Annotated in this window: 23 protein-coding genes and 1 riboswitch; of the genes, 17 read left to right on the top strand and 6 right to left on the bottom strand. The window is 69.7% G+C overall.

Annotation, left to right across the window (positions count from 1 at the left end; translation table 11 throughout):
• From AB0J78_RS24590 to AB0J78_RS24545, 10 genes are all read left to right on the top strand, one after another.
• Window positions 1-934, top strand: a 934-nt coding sequence (locus AB0J78_RS24590; protein ID WP_363792815.1) for a glutamate-5-semialdehyde dehydrogenase, incomplete at its 5' end; no start/stop codon positions are given.
• 2 nt (window positions 935-936) lie between these two features.
• On the top strand, window positions 937-1518 hold the full coding sequence (locus AB0J78_RS24585) for a TetR family transcriptional regulator (RefSeq protein ID WP_363792813.1): 582 nt from the start codon (window positions 937-939) through the stop codon (window positions 1516-1518).
• A gap of 76 nt (window positions 1519-1594) precedes the next feature.
• A complete protein-coding gene (locus tag AB0J78_RS24580; RefSeq protein WP_363792810.1) occupies window positions 1595-2803 on the top strand; it encodes a cytochrome P450 in 1209 nt (402 codons plus the stop codon).
• Between the two features lie 31 nt (window positions 2804-2834).
• Window positions 2835-3056, top strand: a complete 222-nt coding sequence (locus AB0J78_RS24575; RefSeq protein WP_363792808.1) for a ferredoxin — start codon at window positions 2835-2837, stop codon at window positions 3054-3056.
• A 279-nt stretch (window positions 3057-3335) separates the two neighbouring features.
• Entirely contained in the window at window positions 3336-3944 is a 609-nt protein-coding gene (nadD, locus tag AB0J78_RS24570) for a nicotinate-nucleotide adenylyltransferase (protein WP_132621055.1), read from the top strand.
• Between the two features lie 366 nt (window positions 3945-4310).
• On the top strand, window positions 4311-4694 hold the full coding sequence (gene rsfS, locus AB0J78_RS24565; protein ID WP_363792806.1) for a ribosome silencing factor: 384 nt from the start codon (window positions 4311-4313) through the stop codon (window positions 4692-4694).
• Entirely contained in the window at window positions 4691-5311 is a 621-nt protein-coding gene (locus tag AB0J78_RS24560; protein ID WP_363792804.1) for a histidine phosphatase family protein, read from the top strand. The genes rsfS and AB0J78_RS24560 overlap by 4 nt, the downstream gene beginning before the upstream one ends.
• A 35-nt stretch (window positions 5312-5346) precedes the next feature.
• On the top strand, window positions 5347-6207 hold the full coding sequence (locus tag AB0J78_RS24555; RefSeq protein ID WP_363792802.1) for a DegV family protein: 861 nt from the start codon (window positions 5347-5349) through the stop codon (window positions 6205-6207).
• A gap of 123 nt (window positions 6208-6330) precedes the next feature.
• On the top strand, window positions 6331-7137 hold the full coding sequence (locus AB0J78_RS24550; RefSeq protein ID WP_363792800.1) for a ComEA family DNA-binding protein: 807 nt from the start codon (window positions 6331-6333) through the stop codon (window positions 7135-7137).
• On the top strand, window positions 7134-9476 hold the full coding sequence (locus AB0J78_RS24545; protein ID WP_363792798.1) for a DNA internalization-related competence protein ComEC/Rec2: 2343 nt from the start codon (window positions 7134-7136) through the stop codon (window positions 9474-9476). The genes AB0J78_RS24550 and AB0J78_RS24545 overlap by 4 nt, the downstream gene beginning before the upstream one ends.
• Window positions 9477-9562: 86 nt before the next feature.
• On the opposite strand, the gene thrC is transcribed toward AB0J78_RS24545, so the two are convergent.
• Window positions 9563-10831, bottom strand: coding sequence for a threonine synthase (thrC, locus tag AB0J78_RS24540; RefSeq protein WP_363792797.1), 1269 nt, complete (start codon window positions 10829-10831; stop codon window positions 9563-9565).
• A gap of 14 nt (window positions 10832-10845) precedes the next feature.
• Window positions 10846-10981, bottom strand: a riboswitch (SAM riboswitch).
• 97 nt (window positions 10982-11078) lie between these two features.
• Here thrC and holA point away from each other — a divergent pair.
• Window positions 11079-12065 (top strand): DNA polymerase III subunit delta, encoded by a 987-nt coding sequence (gene holA / locus AB0J78_RS24535; protein WP_363792795.1) that lies wholly within the window; start codon window positions 11079-11081, stop codon window positions 12063-12065.
• Here holA and AB0J78_RS24530 read toward each other — a convergent pair whose 3' ends face one another.
• Window positions 12066-12929 carry an EamA family transporter gene (locus tag AB0J78_RS24530; RefSeq protein ID WP_363792793.1) on the bottom strand — a complete coding sequence of 288 codons (864 nt, stop codon included), beginning with the start codon at window positions 12927-12929 and terminating at the stop codon, window positions 12066-12068. It lies immediately after the preceding gene.
• A gap of 23 nt (window positions 12930-12952) precedes the next feature.
• Window positions 12953-13759: a TSUP family transporter gene (locus AB0J78_RS24525; RefSeq protein ID WP_363792792.1), complete on the bottom strand. Its 807-nt coding sequence runs from the start codon at window positions 13757-13759 to the stop codon at window positions 12953-12955.
• A 208-nt stretch (window positions 13760-13967) separates the two neighbouring features.
• On the opposite strand from AB0J78_RS24525, the gene rpsT reads away from it, so the two are divergent.
• Window positions 13968-14228, top strand: coding sequence for a 30S ribosomal protein S20 (gene rpsT / locus AB0J78_RS24520; RefSeq protein WP_363792790.1), 261 nt, complete (start codon window positions 13968-13970; stop codon window positions 14226-14228).
• 59 nt (window positions 14229-14287) lie between these two features.
• Here the strand turns inward: rpsT and manD are convergent, their stop codons facing one another.
• Complete coding sequence (gene manD / locus AB0J78_RS24515; RefSeq protein WP_363792788.1) at window positions 14288-15499, bottom strand: D-mannonate dehydratase ManD; 1212 nt, start codon at window positions 15497-15499, stop codon at window positions 14288-14290.
• 21 nt (window positions 15500-15520) lie between these two features.
• Window positions 15521-16858 carry an MFS transporter gene (locus AB0J78_RS24510; RefSeq protein WP_363792786.1) on the bottom strand — a complete coding sequence of 446 codons (1338 nt, stop codon included), beginning with the start codon at window positions 16856-16858 and terminating at the stop codon, window positions 15521-15523.
• An 85-nt stretch (window positions 16859-16943) separates the two neighbouring features.
• On the opposite strand from AB0J78_RS24510, the gene AB0J78_RS24505 reads away from it, so the two are divergent.
• From AB0J78_RS24505 to AB0J78_RS24485, 5 genes are all read left to right on the top strand, one after another.
• Window positions 16944-17657: a GntR family transcriptional regulator gene (locus AB0J78_RS24505; RefSeq protein ID WP_363792784.1), complete on the top strand. Its 714-nt coding sequence runs from the start codon at window positions 16944-16946 to the stop codon at window positions 17655-17657.
• A gap of 213 nt (window positions 17658-17870) precedes the next feature.
• The gene (locus AB0J78_RS24500) at window positions 17871-18251 is read left to right on the top strand and encodes a VOC family protein (protein ID WP_363792783.1); all 381 of its coding nucleotides are present in this window, start codon (window positions 17871-17873) and stop codon (window positions 18249-18251) included.
• 363 nt (window positions 18252-18614) lie between these two features.
• Entirely contained in the window at window positions 18615-20468 is a 1854-nt protein-coding gene (lepA, locus tag AB0J78_RS24495; protein ID WP_363792781.1) for a translation elongation factor 4, read from the top strand.
• 381 nt (window positions 20469-20849) lie between these two features.
• Window positions 20850-23195 (top strand): arylsulfatase, encoded by a 2346-nt coding sequence (locus AB0J78_RS24490; RefSeq protein WP_363792779.1) that lies wholly within the window; start codon window positions 20850-20852, stop codon window positions 23193-23195.
• Window positions 23196-23268: 73 nt separating this feature from the next.
• Entirely contained in the window at window positions 23269-24153 is an 885-nt protein-coding gene (locus AB0J78_RS24485) for a LysR family transcriptional regulator (protein ID WP_363792777.1), read from the top strand.
• Window positions 24154-24217: 64 nt separating this feature from the next.
• On the opposite strand, the gene AB0J78_RS24480 is transcribed toward AB0J78_RS24485, so the two are convergent.
• Window positions 24218-25684 (bottom strand): helix-turn-helix domain-containing protein, encoded by a 1467-nt coding sequence (locus AB0J78_RS24480; RefSeq protein ID WP_363792776.1) that lies wholly within the window; start codon window positions 25682-25684, stop codon window positions 24218-24220.
• Window positions 25685-25704 lie beyond the last annotated feature (20 nt).

Below are 25704 nucleotides of genomic sequence, written 5' to 3'. Positions count from 1 at the left end.
CGTGGTCGGCATCGTCTACGAGGGTCGCCCGAACGTGACGGTCGACGCCGCCGGTCTGACGTTGAAGTCGGGCAACGCGGTGCTGCTGCGCGGCTCGTCGTCGGCGGAGAGCTCCAACACCGCCTTGGTGTGGATCCTGCGCGACGTCGTCGCCCGGCACGGCCTGCCGATGGACGCCGTCCAGCTGCTGCCCTGCCACGACCGTGCCTCGGTGCACCACCTGATCACCGCTCGCGGACTGGTCGACGTGGTCATCCCGCGCGGTGGCGCGGGTCTGATCTCGGCGGTCGTCGAGCAGTCCACGGTTCCGGCCATCGAGACCGGTGTGGGCAACTGCCACGTCTACGTCGACTCCAGCGCCGACCTCGACATGGCGCTGCGGATCCTGCTGAACTCCAAGGCTCGCCGCCCGAGCGTCTGCAACTCCGCGGAGACCTTCCTGGTGCACGCCGACATCGCCGAGGAGTTCCTGCCCCGCGCGATCGCCGAGCTGAGCGAAGCGGGCGTGACGGTGCACGGCGACGAGCAGGTGGTGGCGGTCGGCGGCCCGAACGTCGTGCCGGCCACCGACGAGGACTGGGACACCGAGTACCTGTCGCTGGACATCGCCGCTGCCGTCGTCGAGTCGCTGCCCGCCGCCGTCGAGCACATCCGCGAGCACGGTTCCGGGCACACCGAGGCCATCGTGACCAGCGATTTCGGCGCCTCTCAGCGGTTCACCGCGCAGGTGGACGCGGCCGCGGTGATGGTCAACGCCAGCACCGCCTTCACCGATGGTGGTGAGTTCGGGATGGGCGCCGAGATCGGCATCTCCACCCAGAAGCTGCACTCGCGGGGTCCGATGGGACTGCCGGAGCTGACCTCCACCAAGTGGCTCGCGTTCGGCGACGGCCACGTGCGGCCGGGTTCCGCCCCGGCCAAGCCGGGGAGCTGAACTTGAGGCAGGCGCCGCGACGCAAGCGCGACTCCGCCGCCACCAAGGAAGCCCTGCTGCAGGCCGCCTCGGAGCTGTTCACCGAGCGCGGCTTCAGCGCGACGACGGTGCGCGACGTCGCGGCCCGCGCCGGGGCCAACCAGGCGCTGCTGTTCCGCTACTTCGGTTCGAAGCAGGAGCTGTTCGCGGCGGTTCTGACGCGCAACAGCGAGCAGGTGATCGCGGAGCTCTCCGCGGAGGAGCTGCCCCGGCAGCTGCTGATCAACCTGCTCGACAGCGCCGAACCCGACGGGGAGCACCCGCTGGTGGCGATGCTGCGCTCGTGGAGCGATGAACGGGCGGCGGAGATGCTGCGCGGCGAGTTGGGCGCCCGCTACACCGAGCGGCTCTCGGAGCTCTCGGACGCCGACGACGCGCAGCTGCGCGCCGATCTCGTGCTGGCGTGGTTGTTCGGCATCGGGATGGTGCGCTCGGTGCTGGGGAAGAGCCCGTTGGCGGAGGCCGACCCCGAGGTCATCGTCCGTTACGTCACCCGTGCGGCGTCCGTCCTGCTGGAGCGAACGGGCCTTTCGGACGATCGCTGATCGCGGCGTGCGCAGCGTCTTTCCCGGGCGTAGCGTGGGATTGTAAGCGACTGCTTACAAGATCGGGGAGCTGCGCATGACCGCCACGGAGTCGAGGACATATCCGTTCAACGTCGCCGAGACGCTCGATCTCGACCCGATCTACGCACAGTTGCGCGAGCAGGAACCGCTGAGCCGCGTCAAGCTGCCCTACGGCGAAGAAGCTTGGCTGGCCACCCGCTACGAGGACGTCAAGGTCGTCCTCGGCGACCCGAGGTTCAGCCGCGCCGAAACGATGGAGCGCGACGAACCGCGACTGCGACCGCGCCAGCAGGTTGGCGGGATCCTGAGCATGGACCCGCCCGACCACACCCGGCTGCGCCGGCTGGTGGCCAAGGCGTTCACCCAGCGCCGCGTCGAGAAGCTGCGCCCGCGCACCCAGGACATCGCCGACGACCTGGTGAGCTCGATGATCGAGCGCGGCGGCCCGGTGGACCTGGTCGAGGACTTCGCTCTGCCGCTGCCGATCACGGTGATCTGCGAACTGCTGGGCGTGCCCTTCGAGGACCGCGCGGACTTCCGGGTCTGGTCGGACGCGTTCCTGTCGACCAACAAGCTCACCGCGGAGCAGGTCACCGACTACACGGACCGGATGATGGACTACATCGCCGGTCTGATCGCGCAGCGCCGGGCCGAGCCCGCCGACGACCTGATCACCGGGCTCATCGCCGCCCGCGACGAGCACGACAAGCTCAGCGAGGACGAGATGATCCTGCTGGCCGCCGGGATCCTCGTCGCTGGGCACGAGACGACCGCCTCGCAGATCCCCAACTTCCTCTACGTCCTGCTGACCCACCCCGAGCAGCTGCGGCGGTTGCGCGCGGACCTGGACCTGATCCCGTCCGCCGTCGAGGAGCTGCTGCGCTTCGTGCCGCTCGGCGTCGGCGCCGGTTTCGCGCGGTACGCCACCGAGGACGTCGAGCTCGGCGGCGTTCTGGTGCGCGCGGGCGAACCGGTGCTGTCGAGCGTCGGCTCGGCCAACCGGGACGACGCGGTCTTCGACGACCCGGAGACGTTGGACCTGGCGCGTGCGGAGGCCTCGCACGTCGGCTTCGGTCACGGCCCGCACCACTGCCTCGGCGCCCAGCTGGCCCGGATGGAGCTGCAGGTCGCGCTGCGCACCCTGCTCACCCGGTTGCCGGGCCTGGAATTCCCGAACTCGCCCGAGCAGGACGTGACGTGGAAGTCGGGACTTCTGGTTCGGGGTCCCCAGCGGATGCTGGTGTCGTGGCAAGGTGTCGAGTGATCTCGCTCATGCGGACAGAAGAGGTGAGCTGATGAGTTGGTCGATCGAGATCGACACGAACACCTGCATCGGGTCGGGGATGTGCGCCGGGGTCGCCCCGGACCACTTCGAGCTGGTCGAGGGCTATTCGAAGACCCTGCAGGACCAGTCCGAGCCGTCCGAGGAGGTCGTGGACGCCGCCGAGTCCTGCCCGGTGGAGGCGATCCTGGTCAAGGAGGTCGCGACCGGGAAGGTCGTCGCACCCGAAGAGTGACCGGCATCACAGCACTAGCACCGTCATGATCCCCGGTGCGCGCGGGTCCCACCTGTGCGCGCCCACGAGGCAGCGCCCGCGATCCGAAGTGGGCCCCCAGCCGCGGAGGATCGCGCAGGGTGGCGAGGTCCGGTCGAGGGGGGAGCCTGGGCCGGACTTCGCAGCCGGCCGCGGTCCCGGCGTGGGGTTGAGGGGATCCGCGCTGGGACCGTGGCGTCCGACACCTCCGGGTGCCCCGCTGACGTGCCTGGTCGTGACGCTTATCTAGGCTTGTCAGCTATGTCTCGTCGCCGGATCGGGGTCATGGGTGGCACCTTCGATCCCATTCATCACGGACACCTCGTGGCCGCCAGCGAAGTGCAGGCGCAGTTCGGCCTCGAACAGGTGATCTTCGTGCCCACCGGGCAGCCGTGGCAGAAGAGCCACGAGGTCGTCTCGCCGGCCGAGGACCGCTACCTGATGACCGTGATCGCCACCGCCTCCAACCCGCGGTTCCTGGTGAGCCGGGTGGACGTCGACCGCAAGGGCCCGACCTACACCGCCGACACGCTCACCGACCTCCACGAGCAGTTCCCGGACGCTGATCTGTACTTCATCACCGGGGCCGACGCGCTGGAGCAGATCCTGTCCTGGCACCGGGTCGAGGAGATGTTCGAGCTCGCCCACTTCATCGGCGTGACCAGGCCCGGCTACTCGCTCAACAGCGCGCACCTGCCCGACGGGTCGGTGTCGCTGGTCGAGATCCCGGCGATGGCGATCTCCTCCACCGGCTGCCGCGACCGGGTCCGGGCGGGCCTGCCGGTCTGGTACCTCGTGCCCGACGGCATCGTGCAGTACATCACCAAGCGCGGCCTCTACCGCGAAACCCCAGCCGAGTGGGGTCCCTAGCAGGGGAACGCTCGGCGTTCGTCCGTTCGACGTGTCCCTCGGCGAGGGCGGAGCGGATCCGCGCCCGCGCCGAATCGCCACCACAGTGGGCTGACCCGACGGCGGCGGCAGATACCATTCAGCTGCCCGAGAATGCTTCTCTGGGGTGTTGTCGCTGGTCGTGGGGGCTTCGTGGTGCACTTCATCATCGAGCGCGGCCTCTGCCGCGAGGCTCCGGTGGGGTGGGGCCCGCAGGGGTGATTGAACCCGAGCGCACCGCTCGGGCATAAAGGACTTGTATGCGAAGGCCGGGCGGCTCCTGGTCGGGACTGGCGGCCTATCCTGCTACCCGGCGTGGGCACACCGAGCCCGGCCGAGAGGAGTGACGTGGCAGCCACCGAGAACGCCCGCGAGCTGGCCCTGATCGCCGCCCAAGCCGCGGCCGACAAGAAGGCCACCGACGTGGTCCTGCTGGATGTCTCCGAGCAGTTGGTCATCACCGACTGCTTCATGATCGCATCGGCCTCGAACGAGCGGCAGGTCGAATCGATCGTCGACTCGGTCGAGGAGAAGCTGCGAGCTGTGGGCATCAAGCCGGTCCGGCGCGAGGGAGCCCGCGAGGGCCGGTGGGTCCTGCTGGACTTCGTCGACGTCGTGGTGCACGTCCAGCACGCCGAGGAGCGCTCCTTCTACCAGCTGGAGAAGCTGTGGAAGGACTGCCCGCGCATCGAGTTCGTCGATCAGGGCGTCTCCTCCGAGGAAGACGAGTGAGCCTCGCCCGGCTCGTGCTGTGGAGGCACGGCGAGACCGACTACAACCTCGCCGGCCGCATCCAGGGTCACCTCGACAGCTCGTTGACCGCCAACGGCGTCGAGCAGGCCGAGCAGGCGGCTCCCTCCATCGCGGCCTTCGAACCGACGGTGGCCCTCAGCTCCGACCTGAACCGCGCGCGCACCACCGCCGCCGCCTACGCCAAGGTCAGCGGCGAGCCGGTGAAGCTGGACAAGCGGCTGCGGGAAACCCACGTCGGGGAGTGGCAGGGGCTCAGCGGAGCTGAGGTCGAGCACGGCTGGCCCGGTGCGCTGAACACCTGGCGGGCGAACCCGGACTGGGCGCCGCCCGGTGGGGAGTCCCGCATCGAGGTCGCCACCCGTGCCGTCGAGGTCGTCACCGAGCTCGACGACCAGTACGAGGGCACCGCTCTGCTGTGCGCGCACGGCGGACTGATCACCGCGCTCACCGCGAAGCTGCTGGCCCTGCCGGTGGAGCTGTGGCCGGGTCTGGGCGGGGTGCGCAACTGCCACTGGGTGGTCCTCAGCCGTCGCAGCCCCAGCGATCACCGTTGGCGCCTGATGGTCTACAACGCCGGGGCGCAAGCCCACGTGTGATCGCATCTGCCGTCTGACGTCGTAGGGTTGCGTCCGTGTCCATTGCCGTCGTCACCGATTCCACGGCGTACCTGCCGTCCGGATACGCCGCGCGGTACGGAGTTCGGGTCGTTCCGCTGCACGTCAGCGTGAACGGTGGCAAGCACGTCTACGAGACCGAGTTCTCGCCTCGCGACCTCGCCGAGGCGTTGGCGAACAAGCATCGGGTGACCACCGCGAGCGCCACCTCGGGAGAGCTGGCCCGCGCCTATCGGCAGGCGCTGTACGACGGCGCCGAGGGGGTCGTGGCGGTGCACCTGTCCCGGCAGCTGTCGGGAACGTGGGACGCCGCTCGGCTGGCCGCGCGCGAAACCGACCCGGACCGGGTCCGGGTGGTGGACTCGCGGTCGGCGGCGATGGGACTGGGGTTCTCCGTTCTCGGCGCCGCCGACGCCGCTCAGGCGGGCGCCGACCTGGACGAGGTGGAGCACACCGCTGCGGTGACGGCCGCGCGCACGACCACCGTGTTCTCCGTGCAGACGCTGGAGTACCTGCGACGCGGAGGACGCATCGGCACCGCGGCGGCGGTGCTGGGCACGGCGCTGTCGATCAAGCCTCTGCTGCATGTCGACGACGGGCGCATCGACGCGCTGGAGAAGGTGCGCACCACGACTCGCGCGATGGCGCGGCTTCGCGACCTCTCCCTGGACGCGGCCGGTTCCGGTTCGGCGGCGATCGCGGTGCACCACCTCGCCGCCGCCGAGCACGCCGAGGAGCTGGCGGCGCGATTCACCGCAGAGCTGGGGGAGTCGGCGGAATGCGTCGTCTCGGAGGTCGGCGCGGTCATCGGGGCGCACATCGGGCCGGGTTCTGTGGGTGTGGTGGTTCTCCCGAACGGGTGGCGTTTCGGCGCGTGAAAACCCTTCGGGGTGCGGATTCCACACCATCGAGCTGAATCTCGGCGATGTTCGGTCCACAGTGGTCGGATACGCGAAAAATAAAGGTGCGCAGTCGGTTTCGCGCGAGCTAACGTCGTCTGCATGTTCGACACCAAGCTCTTCCGCGCCACTGACGACGACTCCTACGAACAGCTCGGCACCCGGTCCCGGCTGCAGACGCTGCGCCGCGAGGCCGAGCACGACGAGCCGACGCGACGACTCCAGCCCCACTACTCGGTGAAACCGCCCGGCGGCGGCCGAAGTTCGCCGCTGTCGCGGTTCGCCGAGCGCTGGCTTCCCGAACCCCTGCTGAGGTCGAGAGTGGACCCCGGTCGCGCCGGCGTGCTCGCGCTGTCGTTGGTCGCTGCCCTCGTGCTGCTCGGCGTGCTCGTACTCGCCTGGTCCGGCCGCCCGACGGCCGAGTCAGCTCCGCCACCGCTTCCCGCACCGCCACCACCGGTGTCGACCAGCGCCGCCGCTCCCGCTGAGCTGGTGGTCAGCGTCGTCGGCCGAGTCCAGCGCCCCGGCCTGGTCACGGTCGACGCCGGCGCGCGGGTCGCCGATGCGGTGTCGGCTGCGGGCGGGCCGCTTCCCGACACCGACCTGACCGGACTCAACCTCGCTCGTCGTCTGGCCGACGGCGAGCAGCTCTACGTCGCCATCCCGGTGCCACCGGAGGCCCAGCCGGGGCAGCCCGGAGCCGGTGGTGGCGGTGACGGCGAGGTCAACCTCAACACCGCGACGAAGGAGCAGCTCGATGGACTACCAGGGGTCGGCGAGGTCACCGCCGAGCGAATCCTGCAGTGGCGCACCGAACACGGTCGCTTCGACTCGGTGGACCAGCTCCGGGAGGTCGGGGGGATCGGCGAGGCTCGGCTGTCCAAGCTGCGCGATCTGGTGCGGGTGTGATCCGGCGGCTGGACCTGCGGTTGGTCCCGGCGGCAGCGGCGGTCTGGGCGGTGACGCTGCTCGGTCTGCTGGCGGGCTGGGGGCCGGCCGCGGTGGCGGCGTTGGTGGCGGCTCTCCCGGTGTTCCTGATGATCGCACGGCGGACGGGGTCCAAGGCGGTGCTGGTGGTTCTGCTGCTCGCCGCGGTCTCGGCGACCGCCATCGCGGTCCGGGCTCACGACGTCGAAGAACATCCGCTCCGCCGCGCGGCGGGTTCCGGTGAGCAGGTGGCCTTGCGGGTGGAGCTGACGTCCGCGCCAACTCCGCTGCGAGGGGCCGCTTTCGGCGCCAGCCGGGCGCAGGACCGCTCGCTCGCCAGAGCGGAGCTGCTGACAGCCGAGATCGCCGGACGTCGTCATGCGGCAGGCGGTTCGGTGGTGCTGCTGGTCCCGACCGAGTCGTGGCGCGGACTGATCGCCGGGCAGCGGCTCACCGTCCGGGGCAAGGCGGCAGCGCCGCACGACGGACAGCTCGTCGTGGCGGTGGTTCCGGTCTACCGGGCGCCGGGCGAGGTCGCGGCGCCGCCGGAGTGGCAGCGCGTGGCCGCGGGCATGCGTGCGGGGCTGCGCGAGGTCGCCGGACGGCACTTGGGGCCGGACGCGGCCGGGCTGCTGCCCGGACTGGTCGTCGGCGACACCAGCGGCCTGGACCCGGAGGTGGAGCAGGAGTTCGAGACGGCGGGCCTGAGCCATCTCACGGCCGTCTCAGGGGCGAACCTGGCGATCGTGTGCGGCGCGGTCCTGGTGCTGCTGCGCCTGCTGGGCATGGGTCCGGTGGTCTGCGCTCTGGGCGCTGGTGCGGCGCTGGTCGGGTTCGTCGCTTTGACCGGGCCCGAACCGAGCGTGCTGCGCGCCGCGGTGATGGGAGCCATCACGCTGCTCGCGCTGGTGCTGGGCCGTCGCCGCTCGGCGCTGCCGGCGCTGGCGGCGAGCGTGATCGGGCTGCTGCTCCTGCTGCCGGAGCTGGCGGTCAGCGCGGGGTTCGCCTTGTCGGTCGCGGCCACGGCGGGTTTGGTGCTGCTGGCGCCGGTGTGGGCGGCGGCGTTGCGGACGCGGGGCGTCCCGGTCGGGCTGGCCGAGGCGATCGCGGTTCCGGTGGCCGCGCACGTGGTCACTGCGCCGCTGATCGCCGCGATCTCCGGAGGCGTGAGCCTGGTGGCGGTGCCGGCCAACCTGCTGGCGGCGCCGGTGATCGCCCCGGCGACGGTGTTCGGCGTGCTGGCCACCGTCCTCGCACCGGTGTCGACGTGGGCCGCGGCGGTCGGTGTCGTGCTGGCCGGGCCGGAGTTGGAATGGGTGCTGCTGGTCGCCGGTCGCGCCTCGGCGGTGCCGGGCGCGGTGTTCGACTGGCCGACGGGCACCGGCGGTGGACTGCTGCTGGCGGTTCTGCTGCTGGTGGGCTTGATCGCGTTGCGAGGGAGGAGGATTCGGCTGCTCGCGGTGGTCGCGGTGCTGCTCAGCGCGTTGGTCGTGCTGCCGGTGCGCACCATGCTGCCGGGCTGGCCCGCGCAGGGCTGGAGCGTGGTGGCCTGCGACGTGGGGCAGGGCGACGGACTGGTGCTGGCGACCGGGAGGCCGGAGGAGGCCGTCGTGGTCGACACCGGCCCGGATCCGCGCCGGGCGGCGAACTGCCTGCGGCGCCTGGGGATTCACCGGGTGTCGATGGCGGTGCTCACGCACCTGCACGCCGACCACGTCAGCGGGCTGCGCACGGTGCTGGGTGAGGCCTCGGTCGGCGCGGTGGCGATCGGGCCGTTGCGCGAACCGAAGTGGGCCTTCGACGACCTGGTGCGCGACACCCGCGCGCACCGCACGCCGATCGTCACCCTGCAGGCCGGGCAGCGGCTGGCGTGGCCGGGCCTCGTGCTCGACGTCCTCGCCCCCGATCCCGGCGTGACCCGCACGCAGTCCGCCGACGACGCCAACGATTCGTCGCTGGTGATCCGCGCGACCACGCCGGCGGGACGCGTGCTGCTCACCGGTGACGTGGAGCTGCCGGGGCAGGGACGTCTGGTGTCCTCCGGCGCGGACCTGCGAGCGGACGTGCTCAAGGTTCCGCACCACGGATCCCGCTACACGACACCGCGCTTGCTGCGCGCGGTGCGGCCGAGGCTCGCGCTGATCAGCGTCGGCGCGGGCAACGACTACGGGCACCCGAACCCGTTCGTGATCGACACGCTGGCCCGCGCGGGAACCCGGGTGTTGCGCACCGACCAGGAAGGAGATATCGCGGTCCTCCCCGGACCGCGGGGACCTCGCTTCGTCGCACGTGGAGACCCGCTGCGCGCCACCGACAACTGAGCGTCCGAAGTGGACAAAAAGGTGGGTGGTCGTCCCGCCGGGACAACCACCCACCTGTGAGAGAGGAGGATTCGCCTAAAACTGAATCAGAGGCCCAGAGCCTGGTTCACCGACTCGGTGTTCGGGGCGACGGTGGCCTTCGGGCCGAGCTGGCCCTCGACGGCGTCCAGGGTCTTGAGGCCGTCACCGGTGATCAGCAGGACCGTCTCGGCGTCCGGGTCGATCTTGCCGGCCTCGATGAGCTTCTTGGCGGTCGCCACGGTCACGCCACCGGCGGTCTCGGCGAAGATGCCCTCGGTGCGGGCCAGCAGGCGAATGCCGGCGCGGACCTCGTCGTCGGTGACGTCCTCGATGGCACCGCCGGTCTTGCGGACGATGTCGAGCACGTACGGACCGTCGGCGGGGGCGCCGATGGCCAGCGAGCGGGCGATGGTGTCCGGCTTGACCGGCTGCACCACGTCGTGGCCGTTGCGGAAGGCGGTGGAGACCGGGGAGCAGCCGGACGCCTGCGCGCCGAAGATCTTCACCGGGCTCTCGTCGACCAAGCCGACCTGGGCGAACTCGTTGAAGCCCTTGTAGACCTTGGTCAGCTGCGAGCCGGAGGCGATCGGCACCACGATCTGCTCGGGGATGCGCCAGCCCAGCTGCTCGGCGACCTCGAAGGCCAGGGTCTTGGAGCCCTCGGAGTAGTAGGGCCGGACGTTGACGTTGACGAACGCCCAGTCCTCGTGCTCCCCGGCGAGCTCGGTCGCGAGCCGGTTGACGTCGTCGTAGTTGCCGTCGACGGCCAGCAGCGAGCCGTCGTAGACCGCGCTCATCAGGATCTTGGCGCGTTCGAGGGTCTTGGGCACCAGCACGACCGAGTCCCAGCCGGCGCGGGCAGCGGCGGCGGCCACGGCGTTGGCGAGGTTGCCGGTGGACGGGCAGGCCAGCACCTTGAACCCGAACTCGCGGGCGGCGGCCAGTGCGACGGCGACGACGCGGTCCTTGAAGGAGTGCGTGGGGTTGCCGGTGTCGTCCTTGATCCAGATCTTCTTCACGCCGAGGGCCTTGGCGAGGTTGTCCGCCTGGATCAAGCGGGTACAGCCGGGCTCGGTGTTCGGGATCTGGTCGACGTTGCCCGGGACCGGCAGGAACTGCTTGTAGCGCCAGATCGAACGCGGACCGGCCTCGATCTCCTCGCGGCGGATCTTGCCGAAGTCGTAGGCGACCTCAAGGGGCGAGAAGTCTTCGAGGGAGACGAACTCGGGGGCCAGCGGCTGCCGGTGTCCCTCTTCCTTGGACACCAGTTCGACGGCGTTGCCGAGATCGAACTTCTTGCCGGCGGTCGTGTTGGCGGGGGCAGCAGCAGTCATCGCGCGAGGTCCTCTCCTCATCTGTCCCGCGGACGGGTCGGAATTGGCACCTGTTCCGTCCGTGACCTCGCGCGGGCTTTTGCACGATGCATCGGACGAACGGTTGCCGGGGCTTCAACGGGCCGTTCCCTCTGCCCCTCTGGATGAGCTATTCGGTTGTGAGGGCAACGTTAGTTGAACCAATGCATCTCTGGCCAGTGCGCATCCAGATGGCGAGACTGTCGCGGGCCCGTGGGACCATTCCTCCATGAGCTCACCGACCGTTGTCGCGGACCCGCTGCACCTGGTTCTCGGAGACGAAGAGCTGCTGGTGGAGCGCGCGATGTGGGCTGCGGTCGGGGCAGCTCGCGCGGCCGATCCGGAGGCCGATTTCAGCCGGGTGAAGGTGAGTGAGCTCACCCCTCCGGAGCTGGCCGAAATGCTGAGTCCTTCGCTGTTCGCAGAGGCTCGCGTGCTCGCGATCGAATCGGCGCAGGACGCCGGGAAGGAGATCGCCGAAGCCTTGCTGGTGCACGCCAAGCAACCGGCCGAGGGCGTGACCCTGATCGTCCTGCACAACGGTGGCGGGCGGGCCAAGCACGCCAAGGAACTGCCCAACGCGCTGAAGAAGGTCGGCGCCCGGGTCACCGAGTGCAAGAAGCTCACCAAGCCCGCCGACCGCGAGGCCTTCGTCCGCGACGAGATCCGCCGCGCGGGCGGCAAGTCCGACTCCGGCGGGGTCAGCGCGCTGATCGAGGCGGTCGGCTCGGACCTGCGAGAACTGTCGGCCGCGGCCTCGCAGCTGGTGGCCGACACGGGCGGCAAGATCGACGCGGACGCGGTCGGCCGCTACTACAGGGGCCGCGCCGAGGTGACGGGGTTCGCGGTCGCGGAGAAGGCCGTGGTCGGTGACCGGGCGGGAGCGTTGGAGGCGCTGCGCTGGGCGATCCAGCTCGGCGTGCCGCACGTGCTCATCGCCGACGCCCTCGCGGACTCGGTCCGCACCATCGGCCGCGTCGCGGCGGCGGGAGGGCGCAACGATCCCTACCGCCTGGCAGGCGATCTCGGCATGCCCGCCTGGAAGGTCAAGAAGGCCCAGTCGCAGTCGCGCGGCTGGACGCCGACGAGCCTGGCCGCGGCGCTGCAGGTCGTCGCCGAGGTCAACGCGGGTGTGAAGGGCATGGCCGCCGACGCCGACTACGCCCTGGAGAAGACGGTTCTGCGCCTGGTCTCGCTGCGCAACCAGCGCAACTGATCACGCCACGCCGAGCAGCACCACTCCGGCGAGCACCACGACCGCACCGGTCATCCGCCGCACCGGTTGCGCCTCGCCGAGCAGCCGCCAAGCCAGCAGCCCGGCGATGACGATGCTCAGCTCCCGCGCCGGGGCCACCAGGCTCACCGGCGCCATCTGCATCGCGAACAGCACCAGGATGTAGGCCAGGGGAGACAGCAGCCCGACGGCGAGGATCTCCCGCCGGTGTTCGGTCCATGTCCGGACGAGCGCATCGCGCCGCCGTGCGGCGTAGGGCGCGAGCATGGCGCTGCGGGAGAGGTTGTTGGCCCAGTCGAACAGCAGCGGTGACAGCGCCAGCCCGGTCACGGCGTGCGCGTCCCACACCGTGTAGGTCGCGATCAGCGCTCCGGTGAGCAGTCCGAACCCGACTCCGGCGAGGTTCGCCCCGGCGCGCGGCACCCCGTCGGACAGACCGATCACGAAGACTCCGGCGACCACCAGAAGACCGCCGCACACCCCGAGCCAGCCAGGCCGCTCGTGCAGCACCAGCACCGCCACCAGCATCGACAGCATCGGCCCGGTGCCCCTGGCCAGCGGGTACACCACGGACATGTCGCCGACGGCATAGCCGTGCTGCAGCAGCAGGAAGTAACCGAGGTGGATGACGGCGCTGACCAGCACGCCCACCAGCCACGCGCCCAGCGGGGGAGCACCGGTCACCAGCAGCGCGCCCGCGGCCACCGGCAGGTACAGCACCGCCGAGCAGGTCGCGGTCAGCCACACGAAACCCGCCCCGGACGAGCCTGCGCGCTTGGCGAAGAAGTTCCAACCGGCGTGCGCGAAAGCGGCCAGGACGACGAGAACGACTGCGGCAGCCCCCATGAGTCCGGGGAGCTTAGTTCCGATCAGCTGCTGAGCGCGATCTTCCAGCCGAGGCTGACCACGAGCCCGACCACGACCGTCAGGAACACCCGCCGCACGAACGCCGATCCGCGACCGGCGGCCACCGTCGCGCCCAGCACGCTGCCCGCGATGTTGCTGGCGGCCATCACCAGCCCCAGACCCCACAGGACCTTTCCGGCCGGGATGAAGAAGAACAGCGCGCCCAGGTTGGTGGCCACGTTGACGACCTTCGCGGTCGCCGATGCGGTGACGAAGGCGAAGCCGACCAGGCTGACCAGCCAGAAGACGAGGAACGAGCCGGTTCCGGGCCCGGCGATGCCGTCCCAGAACCCGATCACCGCTCCGCCGAGCAGCATCAGCACCAGCTGGAGCCGACGCGCGAACCGGGGAGCGTCGACCGAGCCGAGATCGGGCTTGCGCCACGTGTAGATGCCGACCACGACCAGCGCGACCAGCACCACGACGTTGAGGACCGAGGAGGGCAGCGCATCGGCCAGTGCCGCTCCGCCCAGCGATCCGACCAGCGCCACCAGGGCCATCGGCAGCGCGGCCCGCCAGTCCATCGGGGTGCGCTTGGCGTAGGTGCGGGCCGCGGCCGAGGTTCCGGCGATCGCGGCGACCTTGCTGGTGGCCAGCGAGTAGATGACCTCGCCGCCCGGCAGCAGCATCAGCATCGCGGGCAGCTGGATGAGGCCACCGCCGCCGACGATCGCGTCCACGGCTCCGGCGAGGAACGCCGCCGCGCAGAGGAACAGCAGCCCGGCGAGGGTGAGGTCGGCGAATCCGGGCCAGTTCAACGCGGTCAGCACGAGGGGTCACCGTATGGCCTGCGCACAGCGGATTCCGAGCGGTTGTGAGCGTCCTCGCGGCGCGCGGACCACCCGGCGAACGCGCAGGTGAGCCTTGTTAACATGGACGACCGTGTCGTACGGCATTCCGCCGTGGAGGAAAACCGGTCTTCGGGCCGGGCCGATCGAGTGCGGCACGCGATTCGACTGACGAGGAAGAGGCGCACCAGTGGCCAACATCAAGTCCCAGATGAAGCGGATCAAGACCAACGAGGCGAACCGCCAGCGCAACAAGGCCGTGAAGACCACGCTGAAGTCCGCCATCCGCAAGTTCCGCACGGCTGCTGACGCCGGCGAGAAGGACAAGGCCGTCGAGCTGCAGCAGACCGCCGGTCGTCTGCTGGACAAGGCCGCGAGCAAGGGCGTCATCCACAAGAACCAGGCCGCCAACAAGAAGTCGGCGATGGCCGCCCGCGTGAACAAGATCTGAGTTTTCTCAGTCGAAGAAACGGCCCCTTTCCCGTGGTGGGAAAGGGGCCGTTCCGCGTTTCACCAGTCGTGCATCGAGCCGTCGCGGCGGCGGTTGACCGGCAGGTACCGGGGCTCGTACGGGAACCGCTCCGCGGCCTCCTCGTCGACCCACACGCCGAGTCCGGGTTCGTCGCTGGGGTGCAGGTAGCCGTTGGCGAAGGTGTAGCCGGAGTGGAACACCTCCGCGGTCTGCTCCGTGTGGCCCATGTACTCCTGAATGCCGAAGTTCGGCACGGTCAGGTCGACGTTGAGCGCGGCAGACAGCGAGATCGGCGACAGGTCGCCGGCGCCGTGGCAGCCGGTGCGCACGCCGTAGAGCTCGGCGAGCGAGAAGATCCGCCGCAGGTGCGTGATGCCGCCCGCGTGCGAGACCGAGGTGCGGATGTAGTCGATCAGCCGCTCGGTGATCAGCTGCTGGCAGTCCCAGATCGAGTTGAACACCTCACCGACCGCGATCGGAGTCGTGGTGTGCTCCCGGATCAGCCGGAACGCGCTCTGGTCCTCGGCCGGGGTCGGGTCCTCGATCCAGAACATGCGGTGCTCTTCGAGGTCCTTGCCGAGTCGTCCGGCCTCGATGGGGGTGAGCCGGTGGTGCACGTCGTGCAGCAGGTGGAAGTCGAAGCCGAACCGCTCCCGCACCGCGCCCAGCACCTGCGGCGCGTGCCGCAGGTAGGACTCGGTGTCCCAGTGGCCTTCCTCCGGGACCGCTGAGGACGCGGGCTCGTAGAACTCGCCCTTGGCCGGAACCCCGTAGGCCTTGTCCACGCCGGGCACCGACGCCTGCGCCCGGATCGCCAGGAACCCCTGGTCCAGGTGCGCGGCGACGTCGTCGAGCAGCGCGGGGACGTCCTCGCCGGTGGCGTGGCAGTAGGTCAGCACGCCGTCCCGGGCGGGGCCGCCGAGCAGCTGGTGGACGGGCATCCCGGCGACCTTGCCCTTGATGTCCCACAGCGCGATGTCGACCGCGGCGATCGCCGTCATCGTCACCGGGCCGCGCCGCCAGTAGGCGCCTTTGTACAGGTACTGCCAGGTGTCCTCGATGCGCTGGGAGTCGCGGCCGATCAGCAGCGGGCAGACGTGGTCGCGCAGGTAGGACGCCACGGCGAGCTCACGCCCGTTGAGCGTGGCGTCACCCCAGCCCACCACGCCGTCGGCGGTGGTGAGCTTGAGCGTCACGTAGTTGCGGCCGGGAGCGGTGATGATGACCTTGGCATCAACGATCTTGGACAACTCGGTCCTCTCTGCGATCGGCTAGTTCGATTCGGTGCGGGGCCAGTCGGCGTACTCGGTGCCGCCGCGGCGGTTCGGCGCGGTTTCGGGGAGGAAGCGCAGGCCGATGAGGCTCAGCACGATCAGCGCCGCCACGTACACCGCGACCCAGGTGAAGCCGCCCCCGGCGAGCACCAGCAGCGCGGAGGCGACGACGGTGAACGGGCCGCTGGCGATCATCGCCCCGAACTGCCACACCACCGACACGCCGCTGTAGCGGGCGCTGGAGGGGAACAGCTCGGGGAAGTAGGACGCCTGCGGCGCGTAGGTCCCGGCGTGACCGAAGGCCAGTCCGGCGATCATCAGCAGCGTGATCAGCACGACGTTGCCGCTCTCCACGGCGAGGAACGCGGGCACCACCAGCACCAGGTTGAGCACGGCGGCCCCGATGAACGTGGTGCGGCGGCCGATGCGGTCGGTGAGCTTTCCCCAGAACGGCAGCAGGATCAGCTCGGCGACGATCGCGATGATCACCGCGTCCAGCACGATCCCGCTGTCGATGTCGTGCGCCTTGGCGTAGGAGACGAGGAAGACGGTGTAGAGCGGGAAGACGGCGGCCTCGACGAACTTGGCGAGCATGCCGCCGAAGACCTCGCGGCGGTGGTCCGACAGCAGCACCTTCACTGGTGCGCGCTGCGGTTCCTGCTCCTTGACGGCCTCGAAGGTCTCCGATTCGGGCACCCGCATCCGGATGTACAGGCCGATGATCACCACGACGGCGCTGAGCAGGAACGGGATGCGCCAGCCCCAGGAGAGGAACGCCTCTTCGGGCAGCTGCGCCTCCAGCACCGCGAACAGCACGGTCGGGATCAGGTAGGCGGCGGGCGAGCCCATCTGCACGAAGCTGGCGTAGAAGCCGCGCTTGTCCGGTGGCGCGGCTTCGGCCGTGAGCAGCAGTGCTCCGCCCTGCTCGCCGCCGACTCCGAAGCCCTGCAGCAACCGGACCAGGACCAGGATGATCGCCGCCCACAGCCCGATCTGCTCGTAGGTGGGCATCAGGCCGACCACGAAGGTGCCTAGGCCGGTGAGCAGCAGCGTGTAGACCAGCGTTTTCTTGCGGCCGAGCCGGTCGCCGACGTGGCCCCACACCAGGCCGCCGAGGGGGCGGGCGAAGAACCCGACCGCGTAGGTGGAGAACGCTGCGAGCGTGCCCACGAGCGGGTCGACCTCGGGGAAGAAGACCTTGTTGAACACCAGCGCCGATGCGGTGCCGTAGATGAAGAAGTCGTAGTACTCGGCGATCGTGCCGATCACCGAGGCGGCGACCGTGCGGCGCAGCGATCTGGTCCCGCCGGTGCGGGGTTCGAGGTCCGTCGGCATTGACCCTCCTCAGCTCATGAATACCAGCGGTACCATACAAGCACTGAGATGCCACTGGTCAAGGGTGGTCGATAAGGTGGTGACCATGGCGACGACGGCGGGCAAGACCTCGGCTCGGGTGACGGTGCACCGCGAGATCCGGCAGCGCATCATCACCCTGCAGCTGCCGCCGGGGCATCCGCTGTCGGAGAACGAGCTGGCCGGCGAGCTGGAGGTCTCCCGGACGCCGGTGCGCGAGAGCCTGCTGCTGCTCGCCGAGGAGGACCTGGTCCGGGTCTTCCCGAAGCTCGGTTCGTTCGTCGCCAGGGTGGATCCGCAGCGCATCGCCGACGCCCAGTTCGTCCGCGAGGCCGTCGAGGTCGCTTCGCTGGCCGACGCCGTCGAGCACCGCACCGACGAGGACGTCGAAGCCCTGCGCGACCTGCTGGGGCAGCAGCGCGCGGCCGCCGATGACGTGGGCAGGTTCTTCGAGCTCGACGAGGCGTTCCACCAGCGCCTGCTCACCGCGGGCGGTCACGCCAACGCCTGGCGCACGGTCGAACAGGCCAAGGCCCACCTCGACCGCGCCCGCCGCCTCGGCCTGCGCACGGTCAGCCCCGTCTCGGCCCTGATCGACCAGCACACCGCGATCGTCGACGGCCTCGAATCCCGCGACCTCGAATCGGCCCTCGCGGCGCTCCGCGGTCACCTGCGCGCCGTGTTCGAGGACGTCGAGAGGATCCGAGCGGAGTCCCCCGAACTCTTCGTCGACAGCACCGACGAACGCCCGGTCAGGCGCAGCATCACCGTCCTCCGGTGACGATTCAGTGATCAGGACCCTTCGGGTGCCTCGATCGTGCGACGCATTCCAATTTCGCGCGAAATTGGACCGGGATCTTCGCGGCTCGAATTTCGCGCGAAATTGGAATCCCCGCGCCCGCGGGTGCCGAGGTCCAGGCGTGGTCGCTGTCGCGGAGCGTGCTGATCTGCCCGTGTTCGGTGTTTCGGGGTGTTTGCCGGTAGAAATGCGGGCATGGAGGTCTTGAACAGCCGGATGATCCTGCGGCCTGGTGACCACGATCGGTCGGTGCGGTTCTACCGCGACGTGCTGGGGTTGGCGGTCTGTCGCGAGTTCCCCGGTGGCACGGTGTTCTTCCTGGGGCAGGGGTACCTGGAGGTCTCCGGTGAGGGGGATCAGGGTCCGAGCCCTGACCAGGTGTTGTGGCTCCAGGTCCGGGACCTCCGCGCGACCTTCGACGAGCTGCGCGAGCAGGCCGTCGCGGTCCTCGCCGAGCCCGAGCACAAGCCCTGGGGCCTGCACGAAGGCTGGATCGCCGATCCCGACGGCATGCGCATCGTCCTCGTCGAGGTCCCCGCCGACCACCCCATCCGCCGCGACACCCGCGGCGACTAGATCGCGGCGATCAACATCGCTGTTTTCTCGTTCCTCGAGAGCGGCAGCCGAGAACGCCCGCAGCGCCTCCGTGCGGGCATCGACATCAGGGCGGCCTTCGAGGAGCAGGTTCGAGGGCCGCGTCCCCAGGTGGATGACGGGGCTGTGCTCGAACACCCCGCAGCTTCCCCCGAGGCGGTGGGGCTTGCCGCCCCGGTAACCGGGGCTCGGGCGGGAGGACCGGGAGTTGGGCGTTGGGTAGTGGGCGTGGCGTGGGACGATGGGGTGACCCCGTGCGCGTCATCCGCCCGGGGGAGACCGGGCCGACGTCTGCCGACGAACGCCGACAGCCGTAGGAACGCCGCCGACATCCGAGGAACCTGAGTGAGCAGTTTCGCCGACACCACGTTCACGCCGCCGGAGCGGATCCGGAACTTCTGCATCATCGCGCACATCGACCACGGCAAGTCGACGCTGGCCGACCGCATGCTGCAGCTGACCGGTGTGCTGGAGGAACGCGCCTACCGGGCCCAGTACCTCGACCGGATGGACATCGAGCGCGAGCGCGGCATCACGATCAAGGCGCAGAACGTGCGCCTGCCGTGGGTCCTCGACGGCGACGAGCACGTGCTGCACATGATCGACACCCCCGGTCACGTCGACTTCACCTACGAGGTCAGCCGTTCGCTGGCCGCCTGCGAAGGCGCGATCCTGCTGGTCGACGCCGCGCAGGGCATCGAGGCGCAGACCCTGGCGAACCTCTACCTCGCCATGGAGCACGAGCTGCAGATCATCCCGGTGCTCAACAAGATCGACCTGCCGGCCGCCGAGCCGGACAAGTACGCCGCGGAGCTCGCGCACATCATCGGTTGCGAACCCGAGGACGTGCTGCGCGTGTCGGCCAAGACCGGTGAGGGCGTGGACGCGGTCCTCGACGAGGTCGTGAAGCAGGTGCCGGCGCCGCAGGGCGAGGCCGACTCCCCGCCGCGCGCGATGATCTTCGACTCGGTCTACGACACCTACCGGGGCGTGGTCACCTACATCCGGGTCGTCGACGGCAAGATCACCCCGCGTCAGCGGATCAAGATGATGTCCACCAACGCTCACCACGAGCTGCTGGAAGTCGGCATCATCTCGCCCGACCCCAAACCGTCGAAGGGCTTGAGCGTCGGCGAGGTCGGCTACCTGATCACCGGTGTGAAGGACGTCCGCCAGTCCAAGGTCGGCGACACCATCACCGCCGAGCGCAAGGGGGCCACCGAGCCGCTGGCCGGTTACCGCGAACCCAAGCCGATGGTCTACTCCGGGCTCTACCCGATCGACGGCTCCGACTACCCGATCCTGCGCGAAGCGCTGGAGAAGCTGCAGCTCAACGATGCCGCTCTGACCTACGAGCCGGAGACGTCGGGCGCGCTGGGCTTCGGCTTCCGCTGCGGTTTCCTCGGTCTGCTGCACCTGGAGATCACCCGGGATCGGCTGGAGCGGGAGTTCAACCTGAACCTGATCTCCACCGCCCCGAACGTGGTCTACGAGGTCGAGATGGAGGACGACACCGAGCTCGTGGTGACCAACCCCTCCGACTGGCCCGAGGGCAAGATCAAGGAGGTCTCCGAGCCGATCGCGAAGTGCACGGTGATCGCCCCGTCCGAGTTCGTGGGCACGATCATGGAGCTGTGCCAGAGCCGCCGCGGCCAGCTCGAGGGCATGGACTACCTGTCGGAGAGCCGCGTCGAGCTGCGCTACACGCTGCCGCTGGGTGAGATCGTCTTCGACTTCTTCGACCAGCTCAAGTCCCGCACCCGCGGCTACGCCTCGATGGACTACGAGGAATCCGGGATGCAGGCGTCGAACCTGGTCAAGGTCGACATCCTGCTGCAGGGCGAGCCGGTCGACGCGTTCAGCGCGATCGTGCACCGCGACGGCGCCTACGCCTACGGCACCAAGATGGCCACCAAGCTGCGCGAACTCATCCCGCGCCAGCAGTTCGAGGTGCCGATCCAGGCGGCCATCGGCTCGCGCATCATCGCCCGCGAAACGATCCGCGCGATCCGCAAGGACGTGCTCGCCAAGTGCTACGGCGGTGACATCAGCCGGAAGCGCAAGCTGCTGGAGAAGCAGAAGGAGGGCAAGAAGCGGATGAAGACCATCGGCCGAGTCGAGGTCCCGCAAGAAGCCTTCGTCGCAGCCCTGTCCACGGACGAGGGCAAGGACGACAAGTCCAAGGGCGGCAAGAAGTAACCCGCAGTGCAACTCCCGTGATCGACTGTCGGTGCCCTCCTTCGGCTTTCGTCGAAGGAGGGCACCGGTGTGTTCGGAGCTCTCGTCGCGCTCGTCCCCCGGCGACGCGCGTGGCGCGCGGGAGTGGGTGCTCGGTGGGATAGAAGTCCTCTATGGCGCGTATCGAGCATTGGTCTGCTCTGCTGATGATCTGGGAAAACCCGGGTGAATCGTGACCCGGGTCATGGTCCCAGCCGGTGGATCGGGGTTGTGCGGTTCGGACCTGTGGATAGCATCCGATCGCAAAGGTCTTGCGGTGTTTCGGTTTCCGCCGAGCACATCGATGTTTTCCCCTGGTGCGCCACCAAAAGTGGCGGGCTCGACGCTGCCTGGAGGTTGCTGGTGGACTTCTCCCGCGAACGCTTGCCGATCCCCGACCCTCAGCCCCCCGCCGCCACATCCCTCGACGCCCGCGACCAGGACCCGGCCTTCCAGCCCCGTCAGCCGTTGCGCCCGCCGCTGGGCGCGCCGAACGTCGTCGTGGTGCTCATCGACGACATGGGCTTCGGCGCCCCGAGCGCGTTCGGCGGGCCCTGCAACATGCCCACCGCTGAGCGCCTGGCGGATGGTGGCCTGCGCTACAACCGGTTCCACGTCACCGCGATCTGCTCGCCGACCCGGCAGGCGCTGCTGACCGGTCGCAACCACCACTCCGTCGGCATGGGCGTCACCACCGAGATGGCCAGCGCCGCGCCCGGCTACTGCGGGATCCGCCCGCTCAGCGCCGCCACGATCGGCCAGATGCTGCAGGGCAACGGCTACAACACCGCGGCCTTCGGCAAGTGGCACCAGACCCCGGCCCGCGACGTCAGCGCCGCCGGGCCGTTCGACCGGTGGCCCACCGGTGAGGGCTTCGAGAAGTTCTACGGGTTCCTGTGCGCAGAGATGAACCACTGGTACCCGGTGCTGTTCGACGGCACGAAACCCGTTGAGCCCACCCGCAAACCCGAGGACGGCTACCACCTGTCCGAGGACCTGGTGGACAACGCGATCGACTGGGTGCGCGACCAGACCTCGCTCAAGCCCGACAACCCGTTCTTCGCCTACCTGCCCTTCGGCGCCACCCACGCGCCCTACCACGTTCCGCAGGAGTACCGGGAGCGCTACCGGGGCAAGTTCGACCACGGCTGGGACCGGCAGCGCGAGATCACCCTGGAGCGGCAGAAGGAGCTCGGCGTCGTCCCGCAGGACGCGGAACTGGCGCCGTGGTCGGAAGGTGTGCCGCACTGGGACGAGCTCTCCGCCGAGGAGCAGCGGGCCGCGGCGTCGCTGATGGAGCTCTACGCCGGGTTCGCCGAGCACACCGACGACCAGGTCGGACGCTTCGTCGACGCCCTCGACGAACTGGGCGAGCTCGACAACACGCTGTTCGTCTACATCCTCGGTGACAACGGCGCCTCCGCCGAAGGCGGACTGGGCGGCACGCTCAACGAGCACCGCTTCGCCAGCGGCATCCCCGACAGCGCCGAGTTCATCAACGCCAACGACGCCGCGCTGGGCGACGCCACCACGCACGCCCACTACCCGGTCGGCTGGGCGCTGGCGATGAACACGCCCTACCAGTGGACCAAGCAGGTCGCCTCGCACCTCGGCGGCATCCGGGACGGCATGATCGTGCACTGGCCCGACGGCATCGCCGAGCGCGGCGGGCTGCGCGACCAGTTCCACCACGTCATCGACGTGGTGCCGACGATCCTGGAGGCCGCGGGCCTACCGCACCCGACCGAGGTCAACGGCGTCGCGCAGCAGCCCATCGAGGGCACCAGCATGCTCTACAGCTTCAACGACGCCGACGCGCCCGACCGGCACCGCGTGCAGTACTTCGAGATGGTCGGCAACAGGGGCATCTACCAGGACGGATGGATGGCCGTGACCCGCCACGGCACGCCGTGGGTGATGGTCCAGGACGGTGTCCGCCGCTCCTTCGACGACGACAAGTGGGAGCTCTACGACACCAACGTGGACTGGACGCAGTCCCACGACCTCGCCGAGCAGCACCCGGAGAAGCTGCGCGAGCTCCAGCAGCTGTTCCTGGTGGAGGCCGCCAAGCACAACGTGCTGCCGCTGGACGACCGGATGACCGAGCGGGAGAACCCCCTCGAAGCCGGGCGGCTGGACCTGATGGGGGACCGGCGATCGGTCACCTTCCACGCCGGCGCCAAGCGGCTGACCGAGGAGACCGCGCCGAACGTCAAGAACCGCTCGCACACCCTGACCGCGACGGTCGAGGTGCCCGAGAACGGCGCCGCAGGCGTGCTGGTCGCCCAGGGCGGTCACACCGGTGGCTGGTCCTTCTACTTCCACGACGGCAGGCCCAGCTACGCCTACAACTACTTCGGCTCGGTCGTTCAGCACGTCCGCGCTCCGGAGCCGGTGCCCGCGGGTGAGCACGAGGTCAGCCTGCGGTTCGACTACGACGGCGGCGGTGTCGGCAAGGGTGGCGCGGTGACGTTGCGCGTGGACGGCACCGAGGTCGCCTCGGGCCGGGTCGACGCGACGATCCCGTACTACTTCGCCTTCGACGAGACCTTCGACATCGGCGTGGACCGGGCCAGCCCGGTCACCGACGACTACGCGCCGGTCGACAACGCCTTCACCGGAGGGCTGCGGCGGCTGCGCGTCGACCTCGACGACGACCAGTGGGCCGACGTGGAAGCGGCGTCCGCGTTCCGCACCGCGCACGAGTAGGCGGTGCTGGCCTGGCGATGTCCCGCCTGGCTGGTGTAATGCCGGGCAGGCGGGATCTTCGCGTGGAGGTGGCATGGACCGGCGGGAGTTGGAGTACTTCCTGGCGATCGTCGAGCACGGCAGCTTCACCGCCGCCGCGCAGGCGATGCACGTCGCCCAGCCGTCCCTGTCGCACGCCATCCGCAACCTGGAGAAGCAGCTCGGCGGCAAGGTCTTCCACCGACTGCCGCACGGCGTCTCGCTCACCCCGGCCGGGGACGCGCTGGTCGAACCCGCCCGTCAGGTGATGCGCGACCTGAGCACCGCGTCGGCCTCCGTCCGCGAGGTGCTCGGGCTCTCCAGCGGTCGGCTGGACGTCGTGGCGCAGACGACGCTGGCCGTGGATCCGCTCGCCGAGCTCATCGGGGCCTTCCTGCGCGAGAACCCGAAGGTCGCGGTCAACATCGCCGACCCCGAGCTGGGGACGGACGTGACCTCGGCGGTGCGGGCCGGTGAGTGCGAACTGGGCTTGGTCGACTCCGGACACCCCATCGGGGACCTGGGGAGCATGGTGCTGCGCGGTCGGGAGATCTTCGCCGTGCTGCCGCCGGGTGCCGCGCCAGGTCAGAAGCGGTTGAGCGTGCCGGAGATGTCCACCCTGGACTGGATCGCCACCCCGCCCGGCACCGCGACGCGGGCGGTCATCGAGGACACCGTGGGGGCCCGCGGTGGCGAGCCGAACTTCGCGGTGGAGACCGCGCACCAGGCGATGATCGTGCCGTTGGTGCTGTCTGGAGCGGGTGCGACGCTGCTGCCGCGCGCGATGGCCCGCGACGCCGCCGCGAGTGGCGCGGTCGTGCTGCCGCTGCGGCCGAAGGTGGTGCGCCGGGGTGTCCTGTTCTGGCGCCGAGGGCCCCTCTCACCAGCAGCGGCGCAGTTCGTCGCGATGGCCGAGACCATCGCCGAACTGCGCCGCTGAGCTCGTTCGGTGTTGTTCGATTGGTGATGTGCTTGGCGGTGCGGGCCGAGTCCCGCACCGGCTCTCAGGCCTGGTGTGCCTCCACGAAGGCGTAGACGTCGGCTTCGTCGACACCGGGGAAGGTGTCGGCGGGCAGCGCCGCCAGGACGTGGGAGTGGGCTCGGGCCGACGGCCACACCATGCCCTCCCAGCGGCTGGCGAGCTCGGCCGGCGGGCGCTGGCAGCACTCGCCGTTCGGGCAGCCGGACTTGGAGTGGTTGTTGGTGTCGCGCCCGCGGAACCAGCGCGACTCGGCGTAGGGCACGCCGAGGGTGATCGCGAAGTCCCGGCCGCGGCTCGGGTCGACGTGCGCGACGCACCAGTGCGTGGCTCCCGGCTTGTCGGTGTACTGGTAGTACGTCGAGTACCGGTCCGGTGAGGAGAAGACCTGGCGCCCCGACCAGTACCGGCACATCCGCTGACCCTCGATCGCGCCCGTCGGGTCGGTGGGGAAGACCAGCCCGTCGTTCTCGTAGGCCTTGTGGATGATGCCGGTCTCGTCGTTGCGGACGAAGTGGCACACCAGGTCGAGGTACTGGGTGGCGAGGTTGGTGAACCGGTGCGCGGCCATCTCGTAGGACACCGAGAACACGTCGCGCAGGTCCTCCACGGCCAGGTCTCGCTCGGACTTGGCGTCCTGCAGGAACGGCACCGCGGACTGCTCCGGCACCAGCACGGCGGCGGCGAAGTAGTTGGCCTCGACGCGCTGCCGCAGGAAGTCGGCGAAGTCGCGGGGCTGGCTGTGGCCCAGCGTCAGGTGTCCCAGCGTCTGCAGCAGGATCGTGCGCGGGCTGTGCATGCCCAGCGATTCCCGGCGCAGGAAGATCCGGCGGTTCTTCATGTCGGTCACCGACCGCACCGAACGCGGCAGGTCGGTGACGAACTTCAGCCCGAAGCCCATGTGCGTGGCGATGGACTGGATCATGCCTTCCGACAGCGGCCCACCGTGGTACCCGGAGCGCTTGAGCAGGTCGCTGGCGGCCTTCTCGATCTCCGGGAAGTAGTTGTTGTGCTTCCGCATCATGCCGCGCAGCTCGGCGTTGGCCTTGCGGGCCTCTTCAGGCGTGGCGACCTTCTGCGTCTCGCGGCGCTTGAGCTCCTCGTAGAGGGCGAGCACGTGTTCGAGTGCTTCGGTGGGCAGTCGCTTCCCGACCTTCAGCGGCGGCAGCGAGAGCCGCTGGTAGATCGGGTCGAGCTGGGCCTTCTCCACCGCGATCTCGAGCTCGGCACGCCGGTTCGGGGCCTTCTTCGACAGCAGTTCGTCGACGGAGGTGCCCAGCGCGTCGGCCAGGGATCGCAGCAGCGACAGCTTGGGCTCGCGGTGGCCGTTCTCCAGCAGCGACAGCTGTGACGGCGCTCTCCCCACGCGGTCGCCGAGCTCAACAAGAGTCAATCCAGCGGCTCGGCGCAAGTGCCTGAGCCGCTGTCCAAAGACCAGAAGGTCGTGTTCCGTAGAAAAACTACGGTCTTCTTCGCTGGCGAACTCCGTCATGGCGTTGATGCTAGCAGAAA

It is taken from the genome of Saccharopolyspora sp. NPDC049426 (genome assembly GCF_040676935.1).
In the GTDB taxonomy this organism is placed as follows: Bacteria; Actinomycetota; Actinomycetes; order Mycobacteriales; family Pseudonocardiaceae; genus Saccharopolyspora.
The sequence above is the reverse complement of the archived record's forward strand: the minus strand, read 5'-3'. Positions and strand labels throughout refer to the sequence as shown.